Annotated in this window: 22 protein-coding genes; 3 read left to right on the top strand and 19 right to left on the bottom strand. The window is 73.4% G+C overall.

What is annotated here, in order from left to right:
• Positions 1–190: 190 nt before the first annotated feature.
• Positions 191–1645 (bottom strand): hypothetical protein, encoded by a 1455-nt coding sequence (locus ACFVTF_RS32210; RefSeq protein WP_350882914.1) that lies wholly within the window; start codon positions 1643–1645, stop codon positions 191–193.
• Positions 1646–2249: 604 nt separating this feature from the next.
• Between ACFVTF_RS32210 and ACFVTF_RS32205 the strand changes: the two genes are divergently transcribed.
• Positions 2250–2927 carry a bifunctional DNA primase/polymerase gene (locus ACFVTF_RS32205; protein ID WP_387817707.1) on the top strand — a complete coding sequence of 226 codons (678 nt, stop codon included), beginning with the start codon at positions 2250–2252 and terminating at the stop codon, positions 2925–2927.
• 159 nt (positions 2928–3086) lie between these two features.
• Here the strand turns inward: ACFVTF_RS32205 and ftsY are convergent, their stop codons facing one another.
• The 5 genes from ftsY to ACFVTF_RS32180 all read right to left on the bottom strand — a co-directional run bounded on the left by ftsY (position 3087) and on the right by ACFVTF_RS32180 (position 10639).
• A complete protein-coding gene (gene ftsY, locus ACFVTF_RS32200) occupies positions 3087–4337 on the bottom strand; it encodes a signal recognition particle-docking protein FtsY (RefSeq protein ID WP_371517028.1) in 1251 nt (416 codons plus the stop codon).
• Positions 4338–4384: 47 nt separating this feature from the next.
• Entirely contained in the window at positions 4385–8062 is a 3678-nt protein-coding gene (gene smc, locus ACFVTF_RS32195; RefSeq protein ID WP_387817706.1) for a chromosome segregation protein SMC, read from the bottom strand.
• Positions 8063–8252: 190 nt separating this feature from the next.
• On the bottom strand, positions 8253–8456 hold the full coding sequence (locus ACFVTF_RS32190; protein WP_063347689.1) for a hypothetical protein: 204 nt from the start codon (positions 8454–8456) through the stop codon (positions 8253–8255).
• Between the two features lie 402 nt (positions 8457–8858).
• Positions 8859–9158: an acylphosphatase gene (locus tag ACFVTF_RS32185; protein ID WP_350882923.1), complete on the bottom strand. Its 300-nt coding sequence runs from the start codon at positions 9156–9158 to the stop codon at positions 8859–8861.
• Between the two features lie 122 nt (positions 9159–9280).
• Positions 9281–10639, bottom strand: a complete 1359-nt coding sequence (locus tag ACFVTF_RS32180) for a hypothetical protein (protein WP_387817705.1) — start codon at positions 10637–10639, stop codon at positions 9281–9283.
• A 293-nt stretch (positions 10640–10932) separates the two neighbouring features.
• Here ACFVTF_RS32180 and ACFVTF_RS32175 point away from each other — a divergent pair, with 293 nt between their 5' ends.
• Positions 10933–11853 (top strand): hypothetical protein, encoded by a 921-nt coding sequence (locus tag ACFVTF_RS32175; RefSeq protein WP_350882927.1) that lies wholly within the window; start codon positions 10933–10935, stop codon positions 11851–11853.
• A gap of 32 nt (positions 11854–11885) precedes the next feature.
• Here the strand turns inward: ACFVTF_RS32175 and mutM are convergent, their stop codons facing one another.
• The 10 genes from mutM to ACFVTF_RS32125 all read right to left on the bottom strand — a co-directional run bounded on the left by mutM (position 11886) and on the right by ACFVTF_RS32125 (position 21806).
• Positions 11886–12764: a bifunctional DNA-formamidopyrimidine glycosylase/DNA-(apurinic or apyrimidinic site) lyase gene (gene mutM / locus ACFVTF_RS32170; RefSeq protein ID WP_387817704.1), complete on the bottom strand. Its 879-nt coding sequence runs from the start codon at positions 12762–12764 to the stop codon at positions 11886–11888.
• A 51-nt stretch (positions 12765–12815) separates the two neighbouring features.
• Positions 12816–13607 (bottom strand): ribonuclease III, encoded by a 792-nt coding sequence (rnc, locus tag ACFVTF_RS32165; RefSeq protein ID WP_350882931.1) that lies wholly within the window; start codon positions 13605–13607, stop codon positions 12816–12818.
• Positions 13608–13627: 20 nt separating this feature from the next.
• Positions 13628–13801, bottom strand: coding sequence for a 50S ribosomal protein L32 (gene rpmF / locus ACFVTF_RS32160; protein ID WP_030056747.1), 174 nt, complete (start codon positions 13799–13801; stop codon positions 13628–13630).
• 2 nt (positions 13802–13803) lie between these two features.
• A complete protein-coding gene (locus ACFVTF_RS32155; RefSeq protein ID WP_063347695.1) occupies positions 13804–14448 on the bottom strand; it encodes a DUF177 domain-containing protein in 645 nt (214 codons plus the stop codon).
• A gap of 172 nt (positions 14449–14620) precedes the next feature.
• Positions 14621–15826, bottom strand: a complete 1206-nt coding sequence (locus ACFVTF_RS32150; RefSeq protein ID WP_387817703.1) for a cell division initiation protein — start codon at positions 15824–15826, stop codon at positions 14621–14623.
• 206 nt (positions 15827–16032) lie between these two features.
• A complete protein-coding gene (gene coaD, locus ACFVTF_RS32145) occupies positions 16033–16524 on the bottom strand; it encodes a pantetheine-phosphate adenylyltransferase (protein ID WP_371517034.1) in 492 nt (163 codons plus the stop codon).
• A 49-nt stretch (positions 16525–16573) separates the two neighbouring features.
• Positions 16574–17158 (bottom strand): 16S rRNA (guanine(966)-N(2))-methyltransferase RsmD, encoded by a 585-nt coding sequence (gene rsmD / locus ACFVTF_RS32140; protein ID WP_387817702.1) that lies wholly within the window; start codon positions 17156–17158, stop codon positions 16574–16576.
• 88 nt (positions 17159–17246) lie between these two features.
• Positions 17247–17780: a hypothetical protein gene (locus ACFVTF_RS32135; protein WP_387817701.1), complete on the bottom strand. Its 534-nt coding sequence runs from the start codon at positions 17778–17780 to the stop codon at positions 17247–17249.
• A gap of 126 nt (positions 17781–17906) precedes the next feature.
• The gene (recG, locus tag ACFVTF_RS32130) at positions 17907–20123 is read right to left on the bottom strand and encodes an ATP-dependent DNA helicase RecG (protein ID WP_387817700.1); all 2217 of its coding nucleotides are present in this window, start codon (positions 20121–20123) and stop codon (positions 17907–17909) included.
• A 51-nt stretch (positions 20124–20174) separates the two neighbouring features.
• Positions 20175–21806: a DAK2 domain-containing protein gene (locus ACFVTF_RS32125; protein WP_380340661.1), complete on the bottom strand. Its 1632-nt coding sequence runs from the start codon at positions 21804–21806 to the stop codon at positions 20175–20177.
• Positions 21807–22105: 299 nt separating this feature from the next.
• On the opposite strand from ACFVTF_RS32125, the gene rpmB reads away from it, so the two are divergent.
• The gene (gene rpmB / locus ACFVTF_RS32120) at positions 22106–22291 is read left to right on the top strand and encodes a 50S ribosomal protein L28 (RefSeq protein WP_014138233.1); all 186 of its coding nucleotides are present in this window, start codon (positions 22106–22108) and stop codon (positions 22289–22291) included.
• A 177-nt stretch (positions 22292–22468) separates the two neighbouring features.
• Here rpmB and thiD read toward each other — a convergent pair whose 3' ends face one another.
• From thiD to ACFVTF_RS32105, 3 genes are all read right to left on the bottom strand, one after another.
• Complete coding sequence (gene thiD / locus ACFVTF_RS32115) at positions 22469–23266, bottom strand: bifunctional hydroxymethylpyrimidine kinase/phosphomethylpyrimidine kinase (protein ID WP_387817699.1); 798 nt, start codon at positions 23264–23266, stop codon at positions 22469–22471.
• 23 nt (positions 23267–23289) lie between these two features.
• Positions 23290–24315 carry a 6-phosphofructokinase gene (locus ACFVTF_RS32110; RefSeq protein ID WP_063347703.1) on the bottom strand — a complete coding sequence of 342 codons (1026 nt, stop codon included), beginning with the start codon at positions 24313–24315 and terminating at the stop codon, positions 23290–23292.
• Positions 24316–24511: 196 nt separating this feature from the next.
• Positions 24512–25477 (bottom strand): thiamine-phosphate kinase, encoded by a 966-nt coding sequence (locus ACFVTF_RS32105; RefSeq protein WP_387817698.1) that lies wholly within the window; start codon positions 25475–25477, stop codon positions 24512–24514.
• Between the last annotated feature and the right edge of the window lie 132 nt (positions 25478–25609).

The following is a 25609-nucleotide window of genomic DNA, read 5'->3' as shown; positions in this document are numbered from 1 at the left end:
TTCGCGGCCGTGACGCGTACGACGCACGGGTTACACCTGCGTGAACGACGGCCGTGCCGCAGGGCCGAACGGGTTACCGTGCCGCCGAACGGGACGGTCGGTGGCACGACGGCCACCGACCGTGGCGGCGGCGGCCGTCACGGTCGGCGGGGTCCTCGGGCCGGGTCCGCGGCCCACGGTCTCGGGGTGCTCAGACCACCGAGACGTACTCGGGGATGTCCTGGACGACGCGCTCCTTGAGCCGGCTCACCGCGTCCACGCCCTTGAACCGGGCGGCCGCGGCCTCGGTGGTCTTGCGGACCCGGGAGTTCAGCCGCTCCGAACGCACCTTGGTGGCGATGTCCACCGCCTGCTCGGCCATCACCGCGGCCTGCTCGGCCTCCCGCTGCAACAGGTGGACGCTGGCCATGCCGATCAGGTTGAAGGCGTACGAGCGCACGTGGTCGCCGTCCTGGCGGAACAGGTCGACCGCGCGCTCCATCACCGGCGCGGACATCGAGGCGTACAGCTGGGCGTTGTCGGAGTGGTACGCGAGGTCGCGGAAGGAGTGCGCGTTCTCGGCGTTCAGCTCGGCCGGCGAGAAGAACTTCAGCCAGTCCGGCTCCTCCTCCCCCTCGCGGATGTCGGTGAAGGTGTCCTCGGCCAGCCGGACGGCCCGGGCGCAGCGGTTCACCTCGCCGATGGTGGCGTAGGCGCGCGCCTCCATCGCGTACAGCAGGGACTGCTGGCGCGCGCTGGCGGTGTCCCGGCTGCCGTACTGCGCCAGGTGGATCAGCTCCAGGGCGTCCTCGCCCCGGTTGAGGTGGATCATCTGGCGGCTCATGTCGGTGAGGATGAGTGCGCCGAACGGGCGGTCCCCGGCCTCCTTGGCGGCGTGCAGGGCCAGCACGTAGTACTTCTGCGCGCTCGGGTGCATCCCGACGTCGTACGACATCCACCCGGCCAGGTGGGCGAGTTCGGCGGTCAGCCGGAACAGCCGCCGGGTGGTGTTCTCGTTGTACGTCTCCTGGAGCAGGTCGGTGACCTCGTGGAGCTGGCCGACGACGGCCTTGCGGCGCAGCCCGCCGCCGTTCTGCGCGTCCCACTGCCGGAACATGACCGTGGTCTGCTCCAGCAGTTCGAGCTCGGGCTCGGACAGCCGGCCGGTGAACGGGTCGCCGCCGTTGGCCGCGGCGAGGATCGGGGTGGGGGCGCCGGTCGGACCGGGGGTGAGCCAGCGCTGCATCGGCTCGATCAGCGCGGCGCCGGCGGTCAGCGCGAGCGAGGTGCCGAGGAAGCCCCGGCGGTTGAGCATCAGGTCGCTGCGGGAGTAGTCACTGATCAGCTGGACGGTCTGCGGCGCGCTCCACGGCAGGTCGACGCCGCCGCCCACGGTGGAGACCGGGATCGCGGCGCGCAGGCCGAGGTCCTCGATCGAGACCACCGAGCCGAAGCGCTCGGAGAAGAGCTCCGACATGATCTTGGGAATCGGCTCGCGGGGCTGTTCGCCGTCGAGCCATCGGCGCACCCGCGAGGTGTCGGTGGACACGTGGTGGGCGCCGATCTGGCGGGCCCGGCGGTTGACCTGACGGGCCAGCTCGCCCTTGGACCAGCCGCTGCGGGCGAACCAGGTGGTCAGCTTCTCGTTGGGTTGCTTCTCTGCCATGGGAACGTCCCCATCCCGCCCGGCCCCCTCGGGGCCCCGATCGTGACGCCCGACGGTTTCGGGCCCTTGCCAGACGTACCGTGCCTGAGGTGTTGCGGTACCACGCTCTCGCACTGGTGTGCCATCGTTACGGACGGACCGTCAGATTCCCAACTCCCGCGCCCCGGCGGACCGGAGTCGATTCCACGATGACGTCCGTGTGCTGAACGTAATGCCCCGCGCGGCGCCCACGGGAGCGGCCCTGGCGAAACGCCACCTTTCGCCACCCCCACGAGTGAACCGAAGCCACGGCCCACGCGCTTCACTAGGAAGTCCGACGGCCCGGCATATGCGGGCCGCCAAGGCCTCCGGCGAAACCCGGCAGCCCCGGCAACCCACCGCAGTCACAGGCGAGTTCGACGCCCACCCTGATCGGCGGCCGCCTCGCCCACCCCACCATCCGGCACCGGTGCCGCCAGCCACAAGGCGGCGCACGAGGCGCACCACCACGACAGGCGCACACCGGGCGCTGCACGCCGCCACCGCACAACGCACCACGCAACGGACAATCAACACACAGTCACCATCCCGTAACCATCGGCGACGGGAACCTGTTGGGGGAGGCATGGACAACCTGTTCGGCGAACTTCGACTGGGACACCTGCGGTTGACACCGCTGGGCGCGCGCCGCCGCACCAAGGTCACCGCGTCCCAAGCCGCCGCGGAGTACACCGGCCGCTGGGGCTGGACGGTCGCCACCGGCGCCCCGGCCGGCTCCGCCACCGCCCCGACCCGCTGTCCCTGCGGCTCCGACCGCTGCGCCGCGCCCGGCCTGCATCCCGTACCGGGCGGCGAGGACCGGTCCCGGGAAACGGGTGCCGGGGGCTCGGTGCTGTTCCCCACCGGCCGCGCCTTCGACGTCCTGGACGTCCCCGAGCAGGCCGGACTGCAGGCGCTGGTCCGGCTGGAGCGGATGGGCACCCAGGTCGGCCCGGTGCTCGCCCCGCCCACCGGCCGGCTGCAGTTCCTGGTCGCCGCCGGCGCCGCCCGCCGACTGCCCGACCTGCTCTACCGGATGGGCTGGGACGACGCCGCGCTCGACCTCACCTGCCACGGCGAGGGCAGCTACGTCGCCGCCCCGCCCACCGCGCTCGGCGCGCTCGGCCCGGTCCGCTGGCTGCGCCGCCCCACCCGCGACAACGCCGGCTGCCCGCCCGAGGCCCGGCTGCTGCTCGGCACCCTCGCCTACGCCTGCCACCGCGGCCGCGAGCGCACCGCCGAACCGGCCTGGCTCGCCTCGTAGGCCTCCGCGCGCCCCGCACGCCTCGGCGTGCGCCCCTCCGCCTCGGCACGCCCCTCCGGTCCCGGGCACCCTTCCGGCCTCGGGCACCCCGTCGGCTCCCGGGCGGCAACGCGAAAGGGCCCGCCCCTCGCGGAGCGGACCCTTCCTGCGTACGGGGCCTCAGTCCCCGATCAGCGCGTCCACGAACGCGCCCGGCTCGAACGGCGCCAGGTCGTCCGCACCCTCGCCCAGGCCGACGAGCTTGACCGGTACGCCCAGGTCGCGCTGGACTGCGACCACGATGCCGCCCTTGGCGGTGCCGTCCAGCTTGGTCAGCACGATGCCGGTGATGTCGACAACCTCGGCGAACACCCGGGCCTGGATCAGGCCGTTCTGCCCGGTGGTGGCGTCCAGCACCAGCAGCACCTCGTCCACCGGGCCGTGCTTCTCGACGACCCGCTTGACCTTGCCCAGCTCGTCCATCAGGCCGGTCTTGGTGTGCAGCCGGCCGGCGGTGTCCACCAGCACGGTGTCGGCGCCCTCGGCGATGCCCTCCTTGACCGCGTCGAACGCGATCGAGGCCGGGTCACCGCCCTCCGGGCCGCGCACGGTGCGCGCACCGACCCGCTCGCCCCAGGTCTGCAGCTGGTCGGCGGCGGCGGCGCGGAAGGTGTCGGCGGCGCCGAGCACCACCTTGCGGCCGTCGGCGACCAGGACGCGGGCGAGCTTGCCGGTGGTGGTGGTCTTGCCGACGCCGTTGACGCCGACCACCAGGACCACGGCCGGCCCCTCCGCGTGCTTGGTGGAGCGGACGGTGCGGTCGGTGTCCTTGCCGATCAGCTCGACGAGCTCCTCGCGCAGCAGCGCGCGCAGTTCGTCGGGCGTCCGGGTGCCGAGCACCTTCACCCGGGTGCGCAGCCGCTCGACCAGCTCCTGGGTGGGGGCCACGCCGACGTCGGCGGTCAGCAGGGTCTCCTCGATCTCCTCCCAGGTGTCCTCGTCCAGGTGCTCGCGGGAGAGCAGCGAGAGCAGGCCCTTGCCGAGCGAGTTCTGCGAGCGGGAGAGCCGGGAGCGCAGCCGGACCAGCCGGCCCGCGGTGGGCTCGGGGACCTCGACGGCGGGTGCCGTCTCGGCCTCGGCGGCCTCGACCTCGACCTCGGTCGGAGCCGTGGCCGGGGCTCCGGTCGAGGCTTCGGTCGGTGCCTCGGTCTCGGGGAGCTGCACCTCCTCGACGGTGCGGCGGGGCTCCTCGGTCGGCGGCGCGGCCTCCTCGCCGACCTGGGGCTCCCGCGGGGTGGTCGGCGGCGCCGTGATGACCGGCGACTGCGACTTCGGGGGCAGTTGCTGGCGTCGTCTGCCGGAAACGACGAGGCCGGCGATCGCGCCGATGGCGACCACGGCGATGACTACGGCAAGGATCACGTATTCCATAACCGCTCCAGTATCCGCGACCGGAGCCCGGATGGACCGCAGCCGCCCTACGCCGATGCGGTACGGACGGCCCCCGGCCGCTCCCGGTGCCCTCCCCCGGCCCGGCGGCCGGGAGGTGCCCCCTCGCGCAGCCGCTGGCTGATCACCTGCGAGATGCCGTCGCCCTTCATGGTCACGCCGTAGAGCGCGTCCGCGGACTCCATGGTCAGCTTCTGGTGGGTGATCACGATCAGCTGGGAGCTCTCCCGCAGCTCCTCCATGATCCCGACCAGCCGGCGCAGGTTGGTCTCGTCGAGCGCCGCCTCCACCTCGTCCATCACGTAGAACGGGCTGGGTCTGGCCTTGAAGATCGCCACCAGCAGGGCCACGGCGGTCAGCGAGCGCTCGCCGCCGGACAGCAGCGACAGCCGCTTGACCTTCTTGCCCGGCGGGCGGGCCTCCACCTCGACGCCGGTGGTGAGCATGTGGTCGGGGTCGGTCAGCACCAGCCGCCCCTCGCCGCCGGGGAACAGCCGGGCGAAGACGCCCTCGAACTGGGCGGCGGTGTCGTGGTACGCCGAGGCGAACAGCTGCTCGACCCGCTCGTCCACCTCCCGGACGATGTCCAGCAGGTCGCGCCGGCTGCGCTTGAGGTCGTCCAGTTGCTCCCCGAGGAACTGGTGGCGCTCCTCCAGTGCCGCGAACTCCTCCAGCGCCAGCGGGTTGACCTTGCCCAGTTGCTGGTACGCCTTCTCGGCCGCCCTCAGCCGCTTCTCCTGCTCGGCCCGGTCGTACGGGCGCGGCTCGCCCGGCTCCTGTCCTTCTTCCGGGGCCGACGGCGGGACGGGCTGGTCCGGCCCGTAGGCGGCGAGCAGTTCGCCGCCGTCGATGCCGAACTCCTCCAGCGCCCGGGCCTCCAGCTGCTCGATCCGCAGCCGCTTCTCGGCCCGCAGCACCTCGTCCCGGTGGCCCGCGTCGACCAGCTTGTCCAGTTCCTCCTTGAGGCCGCGGCCGTGCTCGCGGTGCGCCCGCAGTTCGGTCTCGCGCTCGGCGCGCGCCTGCTCGACCGCCGCCCGCCCGGCGTCCGCGCGGGACAGCGACACCTCCAGACAGGCGAGCAGCTGCCGGGCGCCCGCCGCGACGGCGTTCGCCACGCCGGCGTCGTGCTCGGCGCGTCGGCGGCGCTCGGCGGCCCGGGCGCGCGCCTCGCGCTCGGCGCGGGCGGCCCGGTCCAGCTGGTCCGCCCGGCCGGCGAGCGCGCGGACCCGCTCCTCGTGGGTGCGCACCGCGAGCCTGGCCTCCAGCTCGGCCTGCCGGGATCCGGTGGCGGCCTCGGCCAGCCGCTGCTGCTCGGCGGTGTCCGGCTCGTCCTCTCCGGCGTCCTGCGAGTCCTCGGCCGCCGCCAGGCGTTCGGCCAACTCCTCCGCGGTGGCGAGGAGTTCCACCAGGCCCTGGTCGGCCCGCGCGGCGGCGGCGGACAGCCGCTCGGCCTCGCCGGCGGCGGCCCTGGCCTGCCCGCCGAGGCGGCCGAGCGCGCCCGCCACCTGGGCGCGCTCCTTCTCCTGCCGCCTTCGCTGTTCGGCGAGTTGCTCCACCGCGGCGGCCGACTCCCGCCGCTGGTCGGCGAGTTCGGCCAGGCGTCCGGCCGACTCGGCGCAACGGAGGTCGAGTTCGGCGATCGCCCGGGCGGTCTCCTCGACCGCCGCCCGGGTCTCCAGCAGGCTCGGCACACCGTCGGAACCGCCCTGCGCGAAGTCGGCGCCGAGCCGGTCCCCGGCGGCGGTGACGGCGGTCAGCCCGGGGTGGTCGGCGACCAGCCGCAACGCCTCGTCGAGGGTGTCGACGACCGCCACCCGGGCCAGCAGGCGCCGCACGGCGCCGACCAATCCGGCCGGCCCGTCGACGAGTTCGGCGGCCCAGCGGGCTCCGTCCGGCAACTCCCCGACGCCGGCGAGCGGTTCGGCGGCACCCCCGGCCGACAGCGCGGCCCCGCCGACACCCCCGGCCGGCAACACGGCCCCGCCGGCACCCTCGATCAGCAGCGCGGCCCGGCCGGCGTCCTCGGCGCGCAGCAGCCGCAGCGCCTCGGCGGCGGTGCCGGGCGAGTCGACGGCGACCGCGTCGGCGGCCGCACCGAGCGCCGCCGCCACCGGCACCTCGTACCCGGGGGCGATCCGCAACAGCGCGGCCGCGGGGCCGCGCAGTCCGCTCAGCCGCTCCCCCGCGTCGAGCAGGGCGCCGGTGCCGTCCTTGCGGCGCAGTCCGAGGGAGAGCGCCTCGTGCCGCGCGACGAGCCCGGCGCGTTCGCGCTCGGCGGCGCCGGCCGCCTCCCGGGCGGCGGCGAGGTCGCGTTCGACGGCGGCGAGCCGCTCCCGGGCCTCCTGGTGGGCGACCTCGGCCCGCTCGTCGTCCCCGGCGGGGCCGCCGACCTGCCGCTGGAGCTCCTCGTACTCGGCCTGGGCGGCCTCGGCCCGCAGCAGCGCCTCCCCGCCGGCCTCGGTCAGCCGGCCGATCTCGGCTTCGGCGGAGGCCGCCTTGGAGCGGGCGGCGGCGGCCTGCCCCTGCAACCGGGCCAGGCCCTCCCGGCGGTCCGCGATGGCCCGGGCGGCATCCCGCAGCCGACGCTCCTCGGTGGCCAGCCCGCGCTCCAGTTCACTCCTGCGTTCGACCGCCTCGGCCAGCGCGTACTGCGCCTCCTCCAGTGCCTCGGCCAGCGCGGCCTCGTCCTCGCGGACCCGCGCGGCCTCCCGCTCCAGTTCCTCGGGATCGCGGCCGCGCCGCTCCTCGGTCTGGCCGCCCGCGGCGGCGTGCCGGGCGCGGGCCTCGGCCAGCCCGATGGTGCCGCGGGTGCGTTCGGCGAGTGCGGAGAGCCGGTACCAGGTCTGCCGGGCGGCCTCCAGGCTCGGGCCGAGCTGCTGGACCTGGGCCTCCAGCACGGCCTCGCGCTGGAGGACACCGGCCAGTTCCTGCTCGACGGTGGTGCGGCGCAGCCGCAGTGCCAGCTCGTCGGCAATCTCGGCCTCGACGGCCTGCCGGAGGGTCAGCAGGTCGTCGGCGAGCAGCCGCAGCCGGGCGTCGCGCAGGTCGGCCTGGATGCCGGCGGCGCGGCGGGCGATCCTGGCCTGTCGGCCGAGCGGTCCCAGCTGGCGGCGCAGTTCGGCCACCAGGTCCTGGACGCGGTTGAGGTTGACCTGCATCGCGTCCAGTTTCCGCAGCGCCTTCTCCTTGCGCTTGCGGTGCTTGAGGACGCCGGCCGCCTCCTCGATGAAGGCGCGGCGGCCCATCGGGTCGGCGTGCAGGACGGAGTCCAGCTGGCCCTGGCCGACGATGACGTGCATCTCGCGGCCGATGCCGGAGTCGGAGAGGAGCTCCTGGATGTCCAGCAGGCGGCAGGTCTCGCCGTTGAGCGCGTACTCGCTGCCGCCGTTGCGGAACATGGTCCGGGTGATGGTCACCTCGGAGTAGTCGATCGGCAGGGCGCCGTCGGCGTTGTCGATGGTGAGGCTGACCTCGGCCCGGCCGAGCGGGGCGCGCCCGCTGGTCCCGGCGAAGATGACGTCCTCCATCTTGCCGCCGCGCAGCGACTTGGCGCCCTGCTCCCCCATCACCCAGGACAGCGCGTCGACGACGTTCGACTTGCCGGAGCCGTTGGGGCCGACCACGCAGGTGATGCCGGGCTCGAAGCGCAGGGTGGTGCTGGAGGCGAAGGACTTGAACCCGCGCAGCGTCAGACTCTTCAGGTGCACGCGGCCGGTCTCCTCGTCGCTCGCCAGGGCCCGGGGCCTGTCGTCAACGGCGACTGTATCCCCGGCGGGCCATGCGTCCCGGGCCCGGACACGACGAAGGGACGCCACAACCGGGCGTCCCTTGCAAGCTGCGTCCCTTTCGGAGCGGCTCAGTGCACAGCGGCGTCGATCTGCGAGGACCGGGCGGGACTCAGGTGAGAGCCGGCTCCCGCTGATCCAGATCGATGCTGTTGAGCAGCGAGTGCCCGTCAGCGACAGCGGCGAGCGCGTCGTTCTCGGCCTGCATCCGAAGGAGCTCGGATTCAAGGTCCTGGACGCGCTGCTGAAGCCGTCGCATCTCGGAGAGCATTCGCGGGTCGGGGCCGCCGACGTACCCGAGAAGCGCCTTTGCCATGATGAATGGTCCTCCACGCTGAGTGACCGAACCGGAACGGTACAGGTCTAGGGGGAAGGGGGACGCACGCGCGGCGCGTCACCGGTAGTGCTGGCTGGGCACTTACGGCACAACCATCGTGAGCTGGGCTCACGAGGGCAGGCGCCTGCCGGGAAAACGCGGTCGTGTGCGCGGGTTTCCAGCGTCTCACCAAAGACGGAAAGGGTCAACACGATCACCGCACGCTACCGCGACCCTGTCACCTGCCTGGCGGTGTCGTCACGCCTGGGGGCTTCGGGCCGGGTCCACCAGCTGCTCGTGGATCATCGTTCGATGCGGAGTCAACCACGAGTCTGCCCGAATGGCAACCGCATGACACCGGCAGTTGCGGATCAGTTCCGGCCCGTACGGGTGTGGCCGGGCTCAGCGGATCTCGAAGCCCTCGTAGCCGGGGCCCACGGCCGTCCAGATCTCGGTGACGCCGCTGACCTCGCCCGGGGTGTCCGGGCCGCGCAGCAGGTCCAGCAGCAGTTCGCAGTCGGCGGCCAGGCCCTCGGCGACCACCTGCACCCGGCCGTCCCCGAGGTTGCTCGCGTAGCCGGTCAGGCCGGTCTCCAGCGCCCGTGCCCTGGTCCACCAGCGGAACCCGACCTGCTGGACCTTTCCCCGGACCCAGGCGGTCACCCGGACCGGTTCCTCACTGTGGGCGTCGCGACCGTGCATGCCCCGACCCTAACGAACGCGGCGGACGGTCACAGCTCCACGGGGCCGTCGACCACGCGGAGCGGCCCCGCCGGAGGAGGTCCGGCGGGGCCGCAAGGGGTGTCGCGGTGGGGCTCAGCGGGTCACCAGTCGCCGCCGCCGAAGTCGCCGCCGCCACCGAAGTCCCCGCCACCGAATCCGCCGCCGTCGCCGAAGCCGCCGCTGAAGTCGGAGGAGTTGAAGTCGGCGCCGGTGAAGTCGCCGCCCTCGTGCTGGTCCTGGTAGCCCTGGTCCATCATCGGCGCCGCGGCGTAGGCCGGGCTGCTGATCATCGAGCCGAGCATGGTGCCGACCAGCAGGCCCGGCAGCAGGCCGCCGCCGAACCCGCCGAAGTAGCCGCCCGCCCAGGGGGCGTAGGCCGGGCCGGCGTTCCAGTACGGCTGCGGGCCGTGCTCGGTCTCGACGGTGCGGATGGCCGGGTCGAGGCCGGAGGCCAGCCGGTCCGCGTCGGACCGGCAGACCGGGACGGTGCGGGCGGCGCCGTCGGCCGGGGCCCAGTCGACGTCCTTGACCGAGGGGCCGTGGCGCGGGTCGAAGAAGCACGGGGGACGGCGCTCGGGCACCGGGCGCTTCTCCCGCCGGGCGGCCAGGGTGGCCAGCGCGAAGCGGCCGTCCTCCAGCGCCTCGGTGACCGGCTTGACGTCGTCCGGCCGCTTGGCCTCGTCCATCAGCCGCTTGGCCTTCTCGTACGAGTCCAGGGCGTGGGTGTAGTCGGTGCGCTGGGTGTCGTCGGCGTCGGTCGCGGCCGGGTTGAAGTCGAGCCGGTCCAGTTCCTCGCCGAAGGCGGTGATGTCCTCGTCGACCACCCGGCGCAGCTGCTCCAGCTCGGCCCGGGCCTGCTCCTCCTTGCGCGTCTTGGCGCGGCGGAAGAGGAGGAAGACGCCGGCGCCGGCCAGCGCGAGCAGCACGACCGGGATGACCACCCAGGCGATCGAGGTGCTGTGGTTCACCCCGGTGCCCTTGGCCTGCGGGGCGGCGCTGTCGACGAACTCGTTCAGGGTGGCGTCGATGTCGCCGTTGTGGGAGCGGAAGGCGGCGCCGGCGATCCGCTCGGCGCTGCCCTGCGACATCGCGCCGCGGTCGGCCCTGGCCGCGAACTGGTCACCGCGCCAGATCGCGTAGGCGCCGTCGATGCCGACCTTGGTGCGCAGGTCGTTGAAGACGGTCCGCTCGCCGTAGGGGGCGCTGGCCGGGACGACCGCGACGAAGATCGGCTTGTCGGCCTTCTTGATCTTCTCGGTCAGGGCGTCGGCCTGGCTCTGGCTGAATCGGCTGGTCATCGCCGGGTCGACGTAGACCCGACCCTGCTTCAGGGTGGAGGCCGCGTCGTCCAGCCCGCCCGCGGCCGAGGCCGCCGGTGCGAGCAGGAGCAGCAGCCCCAGCAGCGCCGCCACCAGGGCAAGCGGCCCGGCGCCCCGGGAACGTCGTGCAAGGGTTCTCATGCCCTCGACGCTACCCCGACGGGCGTCAAGGCACGGCATACCCTTCGCATACTGGTGGTGACAAGATTCCCCGCCGACCGCCGGGGCCGCACCCCTCCTCGGGGATGATGTTTCCCCCACTCGCCCCTGATGCGGGCGGTGCGCGGGAACTGCGGCCGACGCCCGGACGTACGTCCCGGCGGGCCCAGGGTGTTCCGGGCGGTGTGCCGACCGTACCGCGCGGACGGGCATAGTGGTCCCGGACCACTGGTCCCATTACCTGTTCTTGACCCATCTCCCGATCGGAGCACCCGGTGATCATCGGCCTCGTCACCGCCGTGGCGGCATCCGCCTGCTACGGCACCGGCTCAGTCCTGCAGGCCGTCGGATCCCGCCGTTCCGCGCGCGAGGAGGCCGCCAAGGGCGCCGCCGGTGCCACCACCGAGCACGGCGGGCCGAGCCTGTCCTCCACCGCGAAGGCTGCCGTCACCTGGGAGTTCATCGTCGGCACGGTGCTCGACCTGATCGGCTTCGGGCTCGGCGCGCTGGCCGCGCGGCTGCTGCCGCTGTTCCTCTCGCAGACCATCATCAGCGCCAACCTGGTGATCACCGCGGTGCTGAGCATCAAGCTGCTCGGCATCCGGCTCAAGCAGCTGGAGTGGGCCTCGATCGGCGTGCTCTGCTCGGCGCTGGTGCTGCTGGCCGTCTCGGCCGGCCCTGAGGGCGGCCACCACGCGTCGATGTCCTTCCACTGGGGCCTGCTGCTGGTCACCACCGTGCTGCTGGTCGGCGGCAGCCTGCTGGTGCGGCGGATGGGCTCCAAGGGCGCGATCGTCGCCGGTCTGCTCTCCGGCCTGGGCTTCGGCGCGCTGGGCGTCGGCGTGCGCATCCTGAACGGCATCGACCCGTTCGACGTCGCCAAGCTGCTCTCCGACCCGGCGCTGTACGCGATCCTGGTCGGCGGCCTCGGCGGCATGTACGTGCACACCGTGGCGCTGCAGATCGGCTCGGTGAACGGTGCGACGGCGGCGCTGGTGGTCGGCGAGACGGTGCTGCCCGGCGCGATCGGCGTGCTCTGGCTCGGCGACTCCTCCAAGTCCGGCCTGGGCTGGCTCGGCGTGGTCGGCTTCCTGCTCGCGGTGGTGTCCGCGGTCGGGGTCGCCTACTTCGGCCAGGACACCCACGGCTCCCCGGGCGAGGCGGCCGCCGACCAGCCGGAACTCGCCAAGCACTGAGCTACTTCTGCCCCCGCTCCCGGCCCTCGCCGTCAGCCCGCGCCGCGGGCCCGCGGCACGCGCTGACAGCGGGGGCAGAAGTAGCTGGAGCGGTTCATCCAGGCGGCCCGCCGGATCGGGGTGCCGCAGCGGCGGCAGGGCTCGTGCTCGCGGCCGTACGCGTCGAGGTCGCGGGAGAAGTAGCCGCTCTCGCCGTTCACGTTGACGTACAGGCTGTCGAAGCTGGTGCCGCCGACGGCGAGCGCCGCCGTCATCACCTCGCGGGCGTTCGCCAGCAGTTCGGCGGCCTGCGGGCGGGTGAGCGTCGCGGTCGGGCGGTCGTAGTGCAGCCGGGAGCGCCAGAGCGCCTCGTCGGCGTAGATGTTGCCGACCCCGCTGATCAGCGTCTGGTCGAGCAGCGCCCGCTTCACGGTGGTGCGCTTGGCCCGCAGCGCGGCCGCGAAGGCGGCGTCGTCGAAGCGCGGGTCGAGCGGGTCGCGGGCGATGTGCGCGATGGAGAGCGGCGTGCCCTCCGGGTCGCCGTCCTCGGCCTCCTCGACCGCGAGGCCGCCGAAGGTCCGCTGGTCGACGAAGCGCAGTTCGCGCCCGCCGTCGGTGAACCGCAGCCGCACCCGCAGGTGCGTCTCGTCGGGCACGGACGGGTCCTGGACGAGGAGTTGGCCGCTCATGCCGAGGTGGCCGATCAGCGAGAAGCCCGCGCCGGACCCGGCCAGCGGCACCCACAGGTACTTGCCGCGCCGCTGCGCGGTGCCGAGGGTGGTGCCGGTCAGCCGGGCGGCGAAGTCGGCGGCGCCGGCGGTCTGGCGGCGCACCGCGCGCGGGTGCAGCACCTGGACGTCGGCGACAGTCCGCCCGGCGACCCAGTTCGCCAGACCGCGGCGGACGACCTCGACCTCGGGAAGTTCGGGCACGGGAACACGCCTCCTGCGGAAGGGATCAGCAGGAGGAAGGCTACTGCTCCCTCACGCCCCGGCGGGCAGCCGGTCGGCGTACTTCTCCTTGATCGCCCGCCAGGCGCTCTCGGCGGCCTTCTGCTCGGCCTCCTTCTTCGAGCGGCCGACGCCGCTGCCGAAGTCCTCGCCGGCCACCCGGGCCGCCGCGGTGAAGGTCTTCTCGTGGTCCGGACCGGACTCCATGACCACGTACTCGGGCACCCCGATGCCCACCGAGGCGGTGAGCTCCTGGAGGCTGGTCTTCCAGTCCAGGCCGGCGCCCAGCTGCGAGGACTCCTCGATCAGCGGGTCGAACAGCCGGTGGACGAACTCGGTGGCCGCGTCCAGACCCTGGTCCAGGTAGACGGCTCCGATCACGGCCTCGACCGTGTCGGCGAGGATCGACGACTTGTCGCGGCCGCCGGTGCCCTCCTCGCCCTTGCCGAGCCGGATGAACGTGCCGAGTTCCAGGCCCCGGCCGACGTCCGCGAGCGCGCGGGAGTTCACCACCGCGGCGCGCAGCTTGGCGAGCGTGCCCTCGGGCACGTCCGGGTGGACGCGGTAGAGGGTGTCGGTCACCACGAGGCCCAGCACCGAGTCGCCGAGGAACTCCAGGCGCTCGTTGGTGGGCAGACCCCCGTTCTCGTACGCGTACGAGCGGTGGGTCAGGGCACGCACCAGAAGGGCGCGCTCGAGCGTGTACCCGAGGCGCCCTTCCAGGACGTCGTATTCGGTCGAAGCCGGCCCACCGGCCTTGCCACCGCCCGAAGAGGAACCCTTCGGGGCGGAGGACGCCTTGCGGGTGGAGTTACCGTCCGACATCGATCCGTGCACCCCGCCGATCAGACCGAGAGGACCTGGCGACGGTTGTACGTGCCGCAGCTCGGGCACGCGATGTGACCCAGCTTCGGCTCGTGGCAGCGGTCGCACGCCACGAGGGCCGGAACAACGGCCTTCCAGTTGGACCGACGGTGGCGCGTGTTGCTGCGCGACATCTTCCGCTTCGGAACAGCCACGGCTACTTCTCCTGGTTCTCGGCGAGACCCTCACGGGTGTCGCTGTTCTTGATCCCGTCACCCTCGTCGCCGGGGGCGGCGGAGAGTCCCTGCAGAGCCGCCCACCGGGGGTCGGCGGCGTCGTGGTGGTGCGTCGGGTCGTCGCTCAGGCGCGCTCCGCACTCGGAGCACAGACCCAGGCAGTCTTCCTGGCACACCGGCTGCAGCGGCAGTGCGAGCACCACCGCGTCACGCAGCACCGGCTGGAGGTCGAAGAAGTCGCCCTCCAGGCGGTAAGTATCTTCTTCCGAGTCCTCGTCGAGGTCCTCGGCCCCGGCGGTCCGGGCGCGGTGACGCTCGTCGGACTCCGGGTAGTAGTACAGCTCCTGGAAGTCGACGTCGAGGTCGTCCTCGACGGGCTCCAGGCACCGGGCGCACTCGCCCTCGACCTGGGCCTCGGCGGTGCCGGTGACCAGCACGCCCTCGACCACGGACTCCAGGCGGAGCTCCAGCCGGAGCTCGCTCTTCTCGGGGACGCCGATCACGTCGATGATCCCCAGGCCCGCGGGGGCCTCCAGGGTGCGGGACACCTTGCGCAGCGAGCCCGGGCGACGTCCCAGCTCGTGCGTGTCGAACACGAGGGGGTCGCGGTGGTCGAGGCGGTTCAAGGTGTCCTGACTTCCATGGGGAATCTTCGATCGCGGTGCCACCGCACCAACGGTGCGCGGGCAAGCCGACAGTCCGACACGAAAAGGCCGGAGTGGTCAGCCTACCGGAGTCTCCCGCCAGGCCCAACTTCGCTCCCGTCAGGAGCTTCCGCCGGGCCCGCGCGGGGCCGGCTCAGCGGCCGCCCAGCTCCCGGAGCCGGGTCATGTCGATCATGCTGGTGTCGAAGAAGCTGGTCTCGTCCAGGCCCGGCTGCTGCTGTTGCGGCACGGCCGGCGGGGCGGCGGGCTGCTGCGGGTAGGTGTAGGCGTCGTACTGCTGCGCGCCGTAACCCGGCTGCTGCTGCTGCGGATAGCCGTAGTCCCCGTGCTGCTGCTGGGCCGCGTAGTCCTGGTGCTGCTGCGGGTAGCCGTCCGCGGCGCCCTGCTGCTGGTGCCCCCACTGGGCACCGTACGGGTCGCCCTGGCCGGCCGGGTCGTAGCCGCCGGCGTACACCTCGGCGTACTGCCCCTGCTGCTGCCCGCCCTGGTGCTGGGCGGCCGCGTACTGGTCGACGCCGGGGGCCTGCCAGCCCGCCGCGGCCGGGGTCTGCTCCGGCCAGGTCTGCTGCTGCGGGACGTCCTCGCGGTACCAGGCGATGTCGTCGCCGTTGGCCTCACCGTCGGTGGCGAAGCCGGCGGCCACCGCCTCGGCACGCTCCTTGGCCTGCTGCGCCTCGTCGGCGGCGGCCAGGTAGGCGCCCAGCTCGTCGATCGGCCGCTTGCCGAGCAGCTTGTCGCGGCCCTTGCCGACGGCCTCCAGGGTGGCGCTGAGGACGTTCTCCAGCGTGGCGAGCTTCACGTCGACGTACTCGTCGACCTCGGGGCTGGGGGTGATCCGCTGCGGCTGGAACTCCTCGCCGTCCGTCTCGCCGTCGAACTCGGTCTCGAAGACGCTGGAGTCACCGCGCAGCTTGGTCCGGCCGCGGCCGACGGCGCCGAGCGTCTTGGTCAGCACGACCTCGAAGTTGGCGAGCTTGCTGTCCACGTAGTCGTCGGCCTCGGCACGCTTGGCCTCGATCTCGCCACGGGCTTCGGCGAGGATCCGGTCGGCCTCGGCCTGGGCCCGGCGGACCACCTCGGTGTCCGAGATCAGCGAGCCGCGCTCGGCGTGCGCTCCCTGGATGATCCGGTCGGCCTCGGCCTGGGCCCCGGCGACCACCTGCTCGTGGTCGGCCATCATCGACTGGGCCTGGGCGAGTTCGGCGGGCAGCTCCGCCTTGAGGGCGTTGAGCAGGCCGATCAGTTCGGCCCGGTTCACCACGCAGGAGGCCGACATCGGCATCGAGCGGGCGTTCTCGACCGCCGCGACGATCTCGTCGACCTTGTTCTGCACGTCCACGGGGCTTCGTCTTTCCGTGTGCCGCCGACGGTCCGGCGGAGGCAGGCCCGACGCGGTGAACCTCACCGCAGGGGCAGGAATACAGACTGTACGGCCACCGCACGGCGAGGTCACAACGCCCGAGCCGAACCGGTCGACCGGGCATCGGACAAGTCATGACGAACCGGCAGAAAAGGACGCCCGCCCCGCGACGCCGACGCTCCCGCCTACTGCTGGGCCCTGCGCTCCGCGATCCGCTCGACCAGCCGCCGGTGCACCGTCTCCGGCAGCAGGTGGGAGACGTCCCCGCCGTACGAGGCGACCTCCTTGACCAGCGTCGAGGAGAGGAAGCTGTACGTCGGCGAGGTCGGCACGAACAGCGTCTCCACCCCGGACAGGCCGTGGTTCATCTGGGCCATCTGCAACTCGTAGTCGAAGTCGCTGACCGCGCGCAGGCCCTTGATGATCGCGGGGATCCCGCGCTCCCGGCAGAAGTCCACCAGCAGGCCGTGGTACGACTCGACCACCACGTTCCCGAAGTCCGCGGTGACCTCCTCGATCAGGGCCATCCGCTCCTCGACGCTGAACATGCCCTGCTTGTTGCGGTTGATCAGGACCGTGACGTGCACGACGTCGTACAGCTTCGAGGCCCGCCCGATGATGTCGAGATGACCGTTGGTGATCGGGTCGAACGAACCGGGACAGACGGCGCGGCGCATGGCGTGGGTGCTCCCTCGTGGGGTGACGGCTGCTGCGGGCCTCGGCCCGCTACTCGTGCTGGCTGGTCTCGGCGGCGGCGCGACCGTACCAGAGCGTGCCCTCGCCGTAGCGGCGCGAGCGCAGCACCTCGAAGCCCTCGGGCCAGCCGAACTCGCCGCCACGGGTGCTGCGCTCCACGGTGACGAGTGCGTCCTCCCCGAGCCAGCCCCCAGCCAGGAGTGTGATCAGCATCTCGCGCAGCTCGTCGTCCGTCACGGCGTACGGCGGGTCGAGGAAGACCAGGTCGTACGGGGTCTGCGGGGGCGGGCCCGCGAGCACCTGCTCGGCCCTGGCGGCCTTCACCTCCACGCCCGGCAGGCCGATCGTGCGGACGTTCTCCCGGATCACCCGGGCCGCCTGGCCGTCCGACTCGACCAGCAGGACGTGCTCGGCGCCGCGCGACAGCGCCTCCAGGCCGACCGCGCCCGATCCGCCGAACAGGTCGAGCATCCGGGCCCCGTGCAGGGTGCCGCGCAGCGCCTCCAGGGTGGAGAACATCGCCTCACGGGCCTTGTCGGAGGTCGGGCGGGTGCCCCGGCCTGGCGGTACGGCCAGCCGGCGGCCGCCGGCCAGCCCGGCGATCACGCGGGTCATGGTGGGGAAAGGTCCTTTCGTCGCTGCCCGACCACGCTATACGGGTCGAGGCCCCACCGACGGATCGGTGGGGCCTCCGGGTCACGGCTCAGACCGCCCCGGAGCCCGCCGGCGGGGCCGGGGCGGCCGCGCCGAGCAGCGCCGGCGAGGCGTAACGGGACCAGGACAGGCAGCCGTCGGGCGGGCAGAACTCGGGGCGGCGCGGGTCGTGCCCGAGCTCGCGCAGCTTGGTGCGGACGGAGTCGGGGGTGCGGCCGAAGCGGGCGGCGATCCGGGCGACGGTCTCGCCGTCGTGGAAGCGCCGGACCAGCTCCTCCTCGTGCTGCGGGACCCAGGGGGCGCCGTGGCCGGGGTACAGCTCGCGCAGCACGTCGCGGTCGGGGATGGGCTCGGAGACGTCGGCGACGATCGCCAGCGCCCGCAGCGCGCGGTTGAGCGCGATCCGCAGCGAGGCGACGTCCTCGACCGGCAGGCGGAGCTTGCCCGAGGCGAGCGGCTGGGCGGCCGCCCCCTCGCGCCAGCCGGTCAGGGTGAGGGTGACCTCGCGGTCGTCGTCGCTGGCGAGTTCGATCCGGAAGACCTTGTCGCCCAGCGGGAGCTCGTTGAGATGACGGAATGCCATGGCAGGACCCCCAAATGTCGTGCCAGGTGCGCACCTTGGGGGTGCGCCCTGAACACCTTCATTCTCTCGCGGGGGTCTGACAATTCCGGGGCCGGCGGCGGCCGCTCAGCCCCTTCTCCATGTCGCTCAGCCCTTCTCCATGTAGGCCGCGCGGTCCTCGTCGAGCAGGCTCTCCAGCGCGGTGCGCAGCTCCGGGTGGGCCGCCAGCTCGCGGTCCTCGGCGACCAGCCTGGTCGCCTCCGTCCGGGCGGTGAGGATGACCTCCTCGTCCTCCAGTACCGAGAGCACCTTGAGCGAGGACTTCACCCCGGACTGCGCCTGGCCCAGCACGTCGCCCTCGCGGCGCTGTTCGAGGTCGATCCGGGACAGCTCGAAGCCGTCCAGGGTGCCGGCCACCGCGTCCAGCCGGGCCCGGGCGGCGCTGCCCGCGGGCATGTCGCTGACCAGCAGGCACAGGCCCGCGGCGCTGCCCCGGCCGACCCGGCCGCGCAACTGGTGCAGCTGGGAGACGCCGAAGCGGTCGGCGTCCATGATGACCATCGCGGTGGAGTTGGGGACGTTGACGCCGACCTCGATGACGGTGGTGGCGACCAGCACGTCCACCTCGCCGGCCGTGAACCGGCGCATCACCTCGTCCTTGGCCTCCGGGGCCAGCCGGCCGTGCAGGATCTCCACCCGCAGGCCCTGCAACGGCCCCCCGACCAGCTTCCCGGCGGTCTCCACCACCGAGAGCGGGGGCCGCCGTTCGTCGCTCCCGGCACCGGCGTCGGCGACGTCCTCCAGGTCCTCCTCGGCCGCCTTCCGCTTCTTCTTCGGCTCCGCGGCGGGCTCCTCGTCCCCGATCCGGGGGCAGACCACGTACGCCTGGTGGCCCTTGGCGACCTCCTCGCGCACGCGCTCCCAGGCCCGGGTGAGGAAGTTGGGCTTCTCCAGCGCGGGGACGACGTGGGTGGAGATCGGCGAGCGGCCGGCCGGCAGCTGGTCGAGGACGGAGGTCTCCAAGTCCCCGAAGACGGTCATCGCGACGGTGCGCGGGATCGGGGTGGCGGTCATCACCAGCAGGTGCGGCGGCTGTTCGCCCTTGGCGCGCAGGGCGTCCCGCTGTTCGACGCCGAAGCGGTGCTGCTCGTCGACCACAACCAGGCCGAGGTCCTGGAACTGGACCTTGTCCTCGATCAGCGCGTGGGTGCCGATGGCGATGCCCGCGTCGCCGCAGGCCATGTCGAGCAGCGCCTGGCGGCGGGCCGGGACGCCCATGGAGCCGGTCAGCAGCACCACCCGGGTGCCGAGGTCGGAGCCGCCGAGCATGCCGCCCTGCGCCAGGTCGCCCATCATCTCGACGATCGAGCGGTGGTGCTGCTGGGCCAGCACCTCGGTGGGCGCGAGCAGCACGGCCTGGCCGCCCGCGTCGACCACGGCGAGCATGGCGCGCAGCGCGACCAGGGTCTTGCCGGAGCCGACCTCGCCCTGGAGCAGCCGGTGCATCGGGTGCTCGCTCGCGAGGTCGGCGGCGATCTCGGCGGACACCTTCTGCTGGCCCTCGGTGAGGGTGAACGGCAGCCGGGCGTCGAAGGCGTCCAGCAGGCCGCCCGCGCGGGCCCTGCGCGGGACGGCGGGCAGCGCGGACTCGGCGGCCCGGCGCTGGGCCAGGGCGACCTGGAGGACGAAGGCCTCGTCCCAGCGCAGCCGGCTCTGGGCGAGCTCGCGGTCGGCCTGGCCGCGCGGGCGGTGGATCAGCTCCAGCGCCTCGGGCAGCGGGATCAGCCCGTGCCGCTCGCGCAGTTCGGCGGGCAGTGGCTCGCCGACGTCGCCCAGGTGCTTGGTGAGGGCCGTCTCGATGCAGATCGACAGCTTCCAGCTGGGCATCTGCGCGCTGGCGCCGTAGACCGGGATCAGCCGGCCGGCGAACTGCCGGGCGGCGTCCGTCCCGGCCTCCTCGTCGAGCAGCTGGTAGTCCGGCGAGACCAGCTGGCGGCTGCGGTTGAAGACGCCGACCTTGCCCGCGAACAGGCCCTGGGCGCCGGACTTGAGCTCCTTCTGCCGCCAGCCCTGGTTGAAGAAGACCAGCGAGAGCCGGCTGCGGCCGTCGGTGACGACGACCTCCAGCCGGTCGCCCTTGCGGCCGCGGAACGGGATCAGGGTGACCTTCTCGATCCGCGCCAGCACGGTGACGTGCTCGTCGATCTCCAGCTCGTCCAGGCTGGTGAGCTGGCCGCGTTCGACGTAGCGGCGCGGATAGTGGTGCAGCAGGTCCCCGACCGTGCGCAGCTTGAGGCTGTCGGCGAGCACCTTCGCGGTGCGGTCGCCGACGAGTTTGGTCAGTGGTTCATCGAGAGCGCCCATCAGGCCCCTGTTTACACCACGGGGCCGACATTCCGGGCTCCGCGGCGTGCCCTACTCCACCCCGATGAGCAGCGGCGCGGACTCCTGGCCGCCGTGGAAGACCACCGCGTCGACCTCGGGCCGCCGGTGCCGGGCGTGCGCCACCAGGCGGTCGGCGAGCGCCTCGTCGGCGCCCTCGCCGAGGACCAGGGTGACGAGTTCGCCGCCCGCGCCGAGCATCCGGTCCAGCACGCTCGCCCCGACCTCGGCCAGCCCGGTGCCGATCACCGCGACGTCGCCGTCGATCAGGCCGAGCACGTCCCCGGCCTGGCAGACCCCGGCCATCGTCCAGGACTCCCCCTCGGCCACGGCGAGTTCGGCGTACCGGGTGGCGCCGGCCGCGGAGGTCATGGCGACCACGTCCTCGTCGAAGCGGCGGCCGCCCTCGTGCACCGCGAGCGCCGCCAGGCCCTGCACCGGCGAGCGGGTCGGCAGCACGGCGATCCGCACGCCCTCCTCGCGCAGCTGGTCGGCGGCGGCCCCGGCGGCGGCGCGCAGTTCGGGGTCGTTGAGCAGCAGGACCACCTCGCGGGCGGCCGAGCGGCGCACGGCGGCGGCGAGTTCGGCACTGGCCGGCGGGCGGTCCGGGTCGGCGTGCAGGGCGACGGCGCCGGCCTGCTCGCACAACTCGGCCAGCCCCCCGCCGGACACCACGCAGAGCACCGCGCGGGCCCGTTCCCGGCGTTCGCCGCGCTCGGCGGCACTGCCGGCCCGGGCGGCGGCCTCGGCGAAGTGCGTGATCCGGATCTGGTGCGGCCGCCCGGCCTCGACCCCGGCCTCGACGGCGGCGCCCGCGTCGTCCACGTGGACGTGCACGTTCCACAGGCCGTCGCCGCCGCCGACCACCAGGGAGTCGCCGAGCGCGCCGAGCCGCTCGCGCAGCGCGGGCAGGGCCTCGTCGGGCGCGTCGAGCAGGTAGATCACCTCGAACGCGGGGTGGCCGGGGCCCGGCGGCCTCAGGTGCACCGCGCAGCTCTCGACCTCCCGGACGTCCCCGCGCAGCGCGACCGGGCCCATCGGCTGCTGCCCGGCGACGGCGTCGGCGAGCGCCCCGAGCACGGCGACCAGGCCGCGCCCGCCGGCGTCCACGACCCCGTTCTCGGCCAGCACGGCGAGCTGTTCGGGAGTGTGCCGCAGCGCGTCCCGGGCGGCCCGGTAGGCGGTGTCGGCGACCTGCGCGAGCCCGTCCCCGGCCCGGACGGCCTCCCGGGCGGCGACCCGGGCGACCGTCAGCAGAGTGCCCTCGACGGGCTCCGCTACGGCCTGGTAGGCGGAGTCGGCGGCCCGTTGCAGGGCGGCCCGCAGCTGGTCGGCGCCGCCGCCCTCGGCGAGCGTCTCGGCGGTGCCGCGCAGCCACTGGGCGAGGATCACCCCGGAGTTGCCGCGGGCGCCGACCAGCGCGCCGCGGGCCATCGCCCGCGCGGTGTCGGCCAGGCCGGGGGCCGGGTCGGCGGCGGGGTCGGCGAAGCGGCTCTCCACCTCGGCGGCGGCGGACTCGACGGTCAGGTAGAGGTTGGTGCCGGTGTCGCCGTCCGGGACGGGATAGACGTTGAGCGCGTCGATCTCCTCGCGGGCCTGGCCGAGCGCACGCAGGGCGAGCTGGCACCAGGTGCGCACGGCCGGGGCGTCGAGCGTGTGCAGCACCAGGTCTCCTCCGGGTGGGACGCCGCGACGGCCTGCGGGGCAGCAGCACGGCCAAGGCCGCGGCGAGGGGTGATACCGGCAGGTTATCGGGGGCCGGGGAGGGTCGCCCGGACCGGCGACCGGAGCGATCACCCTGCCGGACATGGTAGTTTCGTTGAACCGGGAGAGGCGTTGTATGCTCTTCCGGTTGCCTGGAACAATCCAGGCTCACCCCTCGGTCCGGTCAGGTTCACGCGAGTGCTCCGCTGGTCCAGCGGGGTTTTCGAACGTAAATGATCTGAAGTCTTGGAGTGACTCCTGTGGCTGCCAACTGCGACGTCTGCGGCAAGGGGCCGGGCTTCGGCAACAGCATCTCCCACTCGCACCGCCGTACCCCCCGTCGTTGGAACCCCAACATTCAGACGGTGCGCGCTGTGATTGGGCGGACGCCGAAGCGGCTCAACGTCTGCACCTCGTGCATCAAGGCCGGTAAGGTCTCGCGCTGACGCGCAGACCGGCATGCCGGTCCTCCAGTGAAGCCGGTTCATCCTCGGATGAACCGGCTTCACTGTTTTTCCACCGCGCTTTCCGGCCGCTGGTTTCCCGCCGACCGCCCGCCGCACCCGTGTTCCCCGCCACACCCGAGGTGGTGGGCGGGCCCGGGGGCCCGCCCACCGGCCGGGTCAGCGCCAGCGCCAGGCGTGGTCGACCGGGCCGATCCCGGAGCCGAGCGCGAATCCGCCGGCGATCGCGCCGGTGATGTACTCCTTGGCCGAGCCGACCGCCTCCGGCAGCGACTCGCCCTTGGCCAGCCCGGCCGCGATCGCGCTGGCCAGGGTGCAACCGGTGCCGTGGGTGTGCCGGTTGTCGTAGCGCGGCGCCCGGTACCAGTGCACCTCGCCGGGCCCGCCGTAGAGCAGGTCCGCGGCCTCGCCCTCCAGGTGGCCGCCCTTGACCAGCGCCCAGCGCGGCCCGAGGTCGACCAACGCCTTGGCGGCGTCCAGCATCTGCCCCTCGCCCTCGACCGTCCGGCCGGTGAGCTGGGTCACTTCGTGCAGGTTGGGGGTGGCCAGGGTGGCGACCGGCAGCAGCCGCTCACGGACGGTGGCGACGGCCTCGGCGGCCAGCAGGGCGTCCCCGTGCTTGGAGACGCCGACCGGGTCGACGACCACCGGGGCGTCCACCCCGGCCAGCAGTTCGGAGACGGTCTCGACCAGTTCGATCGAGGCGAGCATGCCGGTCTTCACGGCCTGCACCCCGATGTCGTCGACCACGCTGCGGAACTGCGCCCGGACGGCCTCGGCGGGCAGTTCCCAGTAGCCCTGGACGCCGAGCGAGTTCTGCGCGGTGACGGCGGTGATCACGCTCATGCCGTGGACGCCGAGGGCGAGCATCGCCTTGAGGTCGGCCTGGATGCCGGCGCCACCGCCGGAGTCGGAGCCGGCGACGGTGAGCACGCGAGGGGGGGCAGTCGAAACCATGAGGTCAACCTACCCGCGTGCGTTCAGAGCACGGCCTCGGACTCCACCCAGCGGTCCTCCGGCACCGTCTTCAGCCTGGTCACCGCGTCGGCGATCGGCACCAGCTCGATCCCGGTCCGGCGCAGCGCGGTGAAGTGGCCGAACGCGCCCTGGTGGACGGCCTCGACGGCGTGCCAGCCGAAGCGGGTGGCGAGCACCCGGTCCCGGGCGGTCGGGGTGCCGCCGCGCTGGGTGTGCCCGAGGATGACCGGACGGGCCTCCTTGCCGAGCAGGTTCTCCAGTTCGTGGGCGAGCCGGTTGCCGATCCCGCCGAAGGTCCGGTGGCCGTACTGGTCGACCTCGCCGTGGTCGAAGCGCATGGTGCCGGGCATCGGGGCGGCGCCCTCCGCGACGGCGATGATGGCGAACTTCTTGCCGCGGTCGAAGCGGTCGTCGACCATCCGGGCCACCGCCTCGATGTCGAAGGGCTTCTCCGGGATGAGGATGCCGTGCGCGCCGCCGGCCATGCCCGCGGTGAGCGTGATCCAGCCGGTGTGACGGCCCATCAACTCGACGACCATGACGCGCTGGTGGGATTCCGCGGTGGTCTTGAGCCGGTCGATCGCCTCGGTCGCGACGTGCACCGCGGTGTCGAAGCCGAAGGTGGCGTCGGTGGCGTTGATGTCGTTGTCGATGGTCTTGGGCACCCCGACGACCGGCAGTCCGGCGTCGCTGAACAGCCTGGCGGCGGTCAGCGTGCCCTCGCCGCCGATCGCGATGAGCGCGTCGATGCCGATGTCCCGGGCCAGCGTCTTCGCGTTCTCCACCGCCCAGGAGATCCGCTCGCGCTGCACCCGGGCGGAGCCCAGGACGGTGCCGCCGAGGGTGAGCAGGCCGGTGACGTCGTCGTGCGAGACCGGCCTGGTGCGGCCCTCGATCAGGCCGAGGAAGCCGTCCAGGATGCCGACGATCTCGTCGCCGTGCACGTCCGTGCCCCGGTGCACGACGGAGCGGATCACCGCGTTGAGGCCGGGGCAGTCGCCGCCGCTGGTCAGTACACCGATACGCATGACTGGGTGCGCTCCCGCTCGCAGTGGTTCAGACCACCCACACCAGACGGCGGGCGGGCTCGGTTGTCGCCAGCCTACGCAAAACGGACCCGCGAAGCCCGTGCGCCGCGAGTCCTGGGGTCACGCGCCGTCCGCCGCGCGCCGGTGTCCGGGGGTCACCCGCCGTGTGCCGTACGACAATCGGCGCGGCCGCCCGTCACTCGGCGAAGTGGTCCCAGCCGCCGACCCGGTCCCAGGGCGCGCCGTCCACCGTCACCCGGCCGCTGCGACTGCCCCGGGGGCGGCCGGCCACCTCGCCCACCACCCGCCAGCGGGCCGGGAGTTGGACACCGCGCGGGAAGGTCGCCACGATCGCGTGGTCCTCGCCGCCGGACAGCACCCAGACCAACGGGTCCACCCCGACCGCCTGTCCGATGTCGGCCATCTGCGCCGGGACGTCGAAGTCGGCGGCCTTGAGGTCGATGTCCACCGCGCTGGCCCGGGCCACGTGGCCGAGGTCGGCGACCAGGCCGTCGCTCACGTCGATCATCGAGGTCGCGCCCAACTCGGCGCCGGCCGGGCCCGCGTGGTACGGCGGCTCGGGCCGGCGGTGCGCCTCGACGAAGGCGCGCGGGGAGCGGAAGCCGCGTTGCAGCACGGTGAGTCCGGCGGCCGACCAGCCGAGCCAGCCGGTCACCGCGACCACGTCGCCGACCTGCGCACCGGCGCGCGTCACCGGTGCGCGCCCCTGGAGGTCCCCGAGCGCCGTGATGGCCAGCGTGACGGTGTCGCCGCGCACCACGTCGCCGCCGACCACCGTCGCCCCGGCCACCTGGCACTCGTCGCGCAGCCCGTCCATCAGCTCGGTGGCCCAGGTGGTGGGCAGGTCGGCGGGGGCGACCAGGCCGAGCAGTATCGCGGTGGGCACCGCTCCCATGGCGGCCACGTCGGCGAGGTTCTGGGCGGCGGCCTTGCGGCCCACGTCGTAGGCGGTGGACCAGTCCCGGCGGAAGTGCCGGTTCTCGATCAGGACGTCCGTGGTGGCCACCACCCGGCCGTCCGGGGCCTTCACCACCGCGGCGTCGTCACCGGGGCCGAGGTCCACCACGTCGGTGAGCGGCACCCGGGCGGTCAGCTCCCTGATGAGACCGAACTCGCCGAGCTCGCCCACGGTCCCCTGCATCTGCCGTCCTCTCGCATGTCCATCTGAACTCGTCCCCGTCGCGCCCCCGCGCGCAGCGTACGCCCTTCCGGGGTGTCGGGGTCTCCCCTCCCCGGCCCACCGCGCGGTAGCGTGGTGATCAGACTGCCGGTG

Origin of the sequence: Kitasatospora sp. NPDC057940 (assembly GCF_042887425.1) — a bacterium.
Lineage (GTDB): Bacteria > Actinomycetota > Actinomycetes > Streptomycetales > Streptomycetaceae > Kitasatospora.
The sequence above is the reverse complement of the archived record's forward strand: the minus strand, read 5'-3'. Positions and strand labels throughout refer to the sequence as shown.

Coding starts and splice junctions, on each gene's coding strand:
- ACFVTF_RS32210 (WP_350882914.1), bottom strand. CDS start 1,645: ATGGCAGAGAAGCAACCCAACGAGAAGCTGACCACCTGGTTCGCCCGC.
- ACFVTF_RS32205 (WP_387817707.1), top strand. CDS start 2,250: ATGGACAACCTGTTCGGCGAACTTCGACTGGGACACCTGCGGTTGACA.
- ftsY (WP_371517028.1), bottom strand. CDS start 4,337: ATGGAATACGTGATCCTTGCCGTAGTCATCGCCGTGGTCGCCATCGGC.
- ACFVTF_RS32190 (WP_063347689.1), bottom strand. CDS start 8,456: ATGGCAAAGGCGCTTCTCGGGTACGTCGGCGGCCCCGACCCGCGAATG.
- ACFVTF_RS32185 (WP_350882923.1), bottom strand. CDS start 9,158: ATGCACGGTCGCGACGCCCACAGTGAGGAACCGGTCCGGGTGACCGCC.
- ACFVTF_RS32180 (WP_387817705.1), bottom strand. CDS start 10,639: ATGAGAACCCTTGCACGACGTTCCCGGGGCGCCGGGCCGCTTGCCCTG.
- rnc (WP_350882931.1), bottom strand. CDS start 13,607: ATGTCGGACGGTAACTCCACCCGCAAGGCGTCCTCCGCCCCGAAGGGT.
- coaD (WP_371517034.1), bottom strand. CDS start 16,524: ATGCGCCGCGCCGTCTGTCCCGGTTCGTTCGACCCGATCACCAACGGT.
- rsmD (WP_387817702.1), bottom strand. CDS start 17,158: ATGACCCGCGTGATCGCCGGGCTGGCCGGCGGCCGCCGGCTGGCCGTA.
- ACFVTF_RS32135 (WP_387817701.1), bottom strand. CDS start 17,780: ATGGCATTCCGTCATCTCAACGAGCTCCCGCTGGGCGACAAGGTCTTC.
- recG (WP_387817700.1), bottom strand. CDS start 20,123: ATGGGCGCTCTCGATGAACCACTGACCAAACTCGTCGGCGACCGCACC.
- thiD (WP_387817699.1), bottom strand. CDS start 23,266: ATGGTTTCGACTGCCCCCCCTCGCGTGCTCACCGTCGCCGGCTCCGAC.
- ACFVTF_RS32110 (WP_063347703.1), bottom strand. CDS start 24,315: ATGCGTATCGGTGTACTGACCAGCGGCGGCGACTGCCCCGGCCTCAAC.
- ACFVTF_RS32105 (WP_387817698.1), bottom strand. CDS start 25,477: ATGCAGGGGACCGTGGGCGAGCTCGGCGAGTTCGGTCTCATCAGGGAG.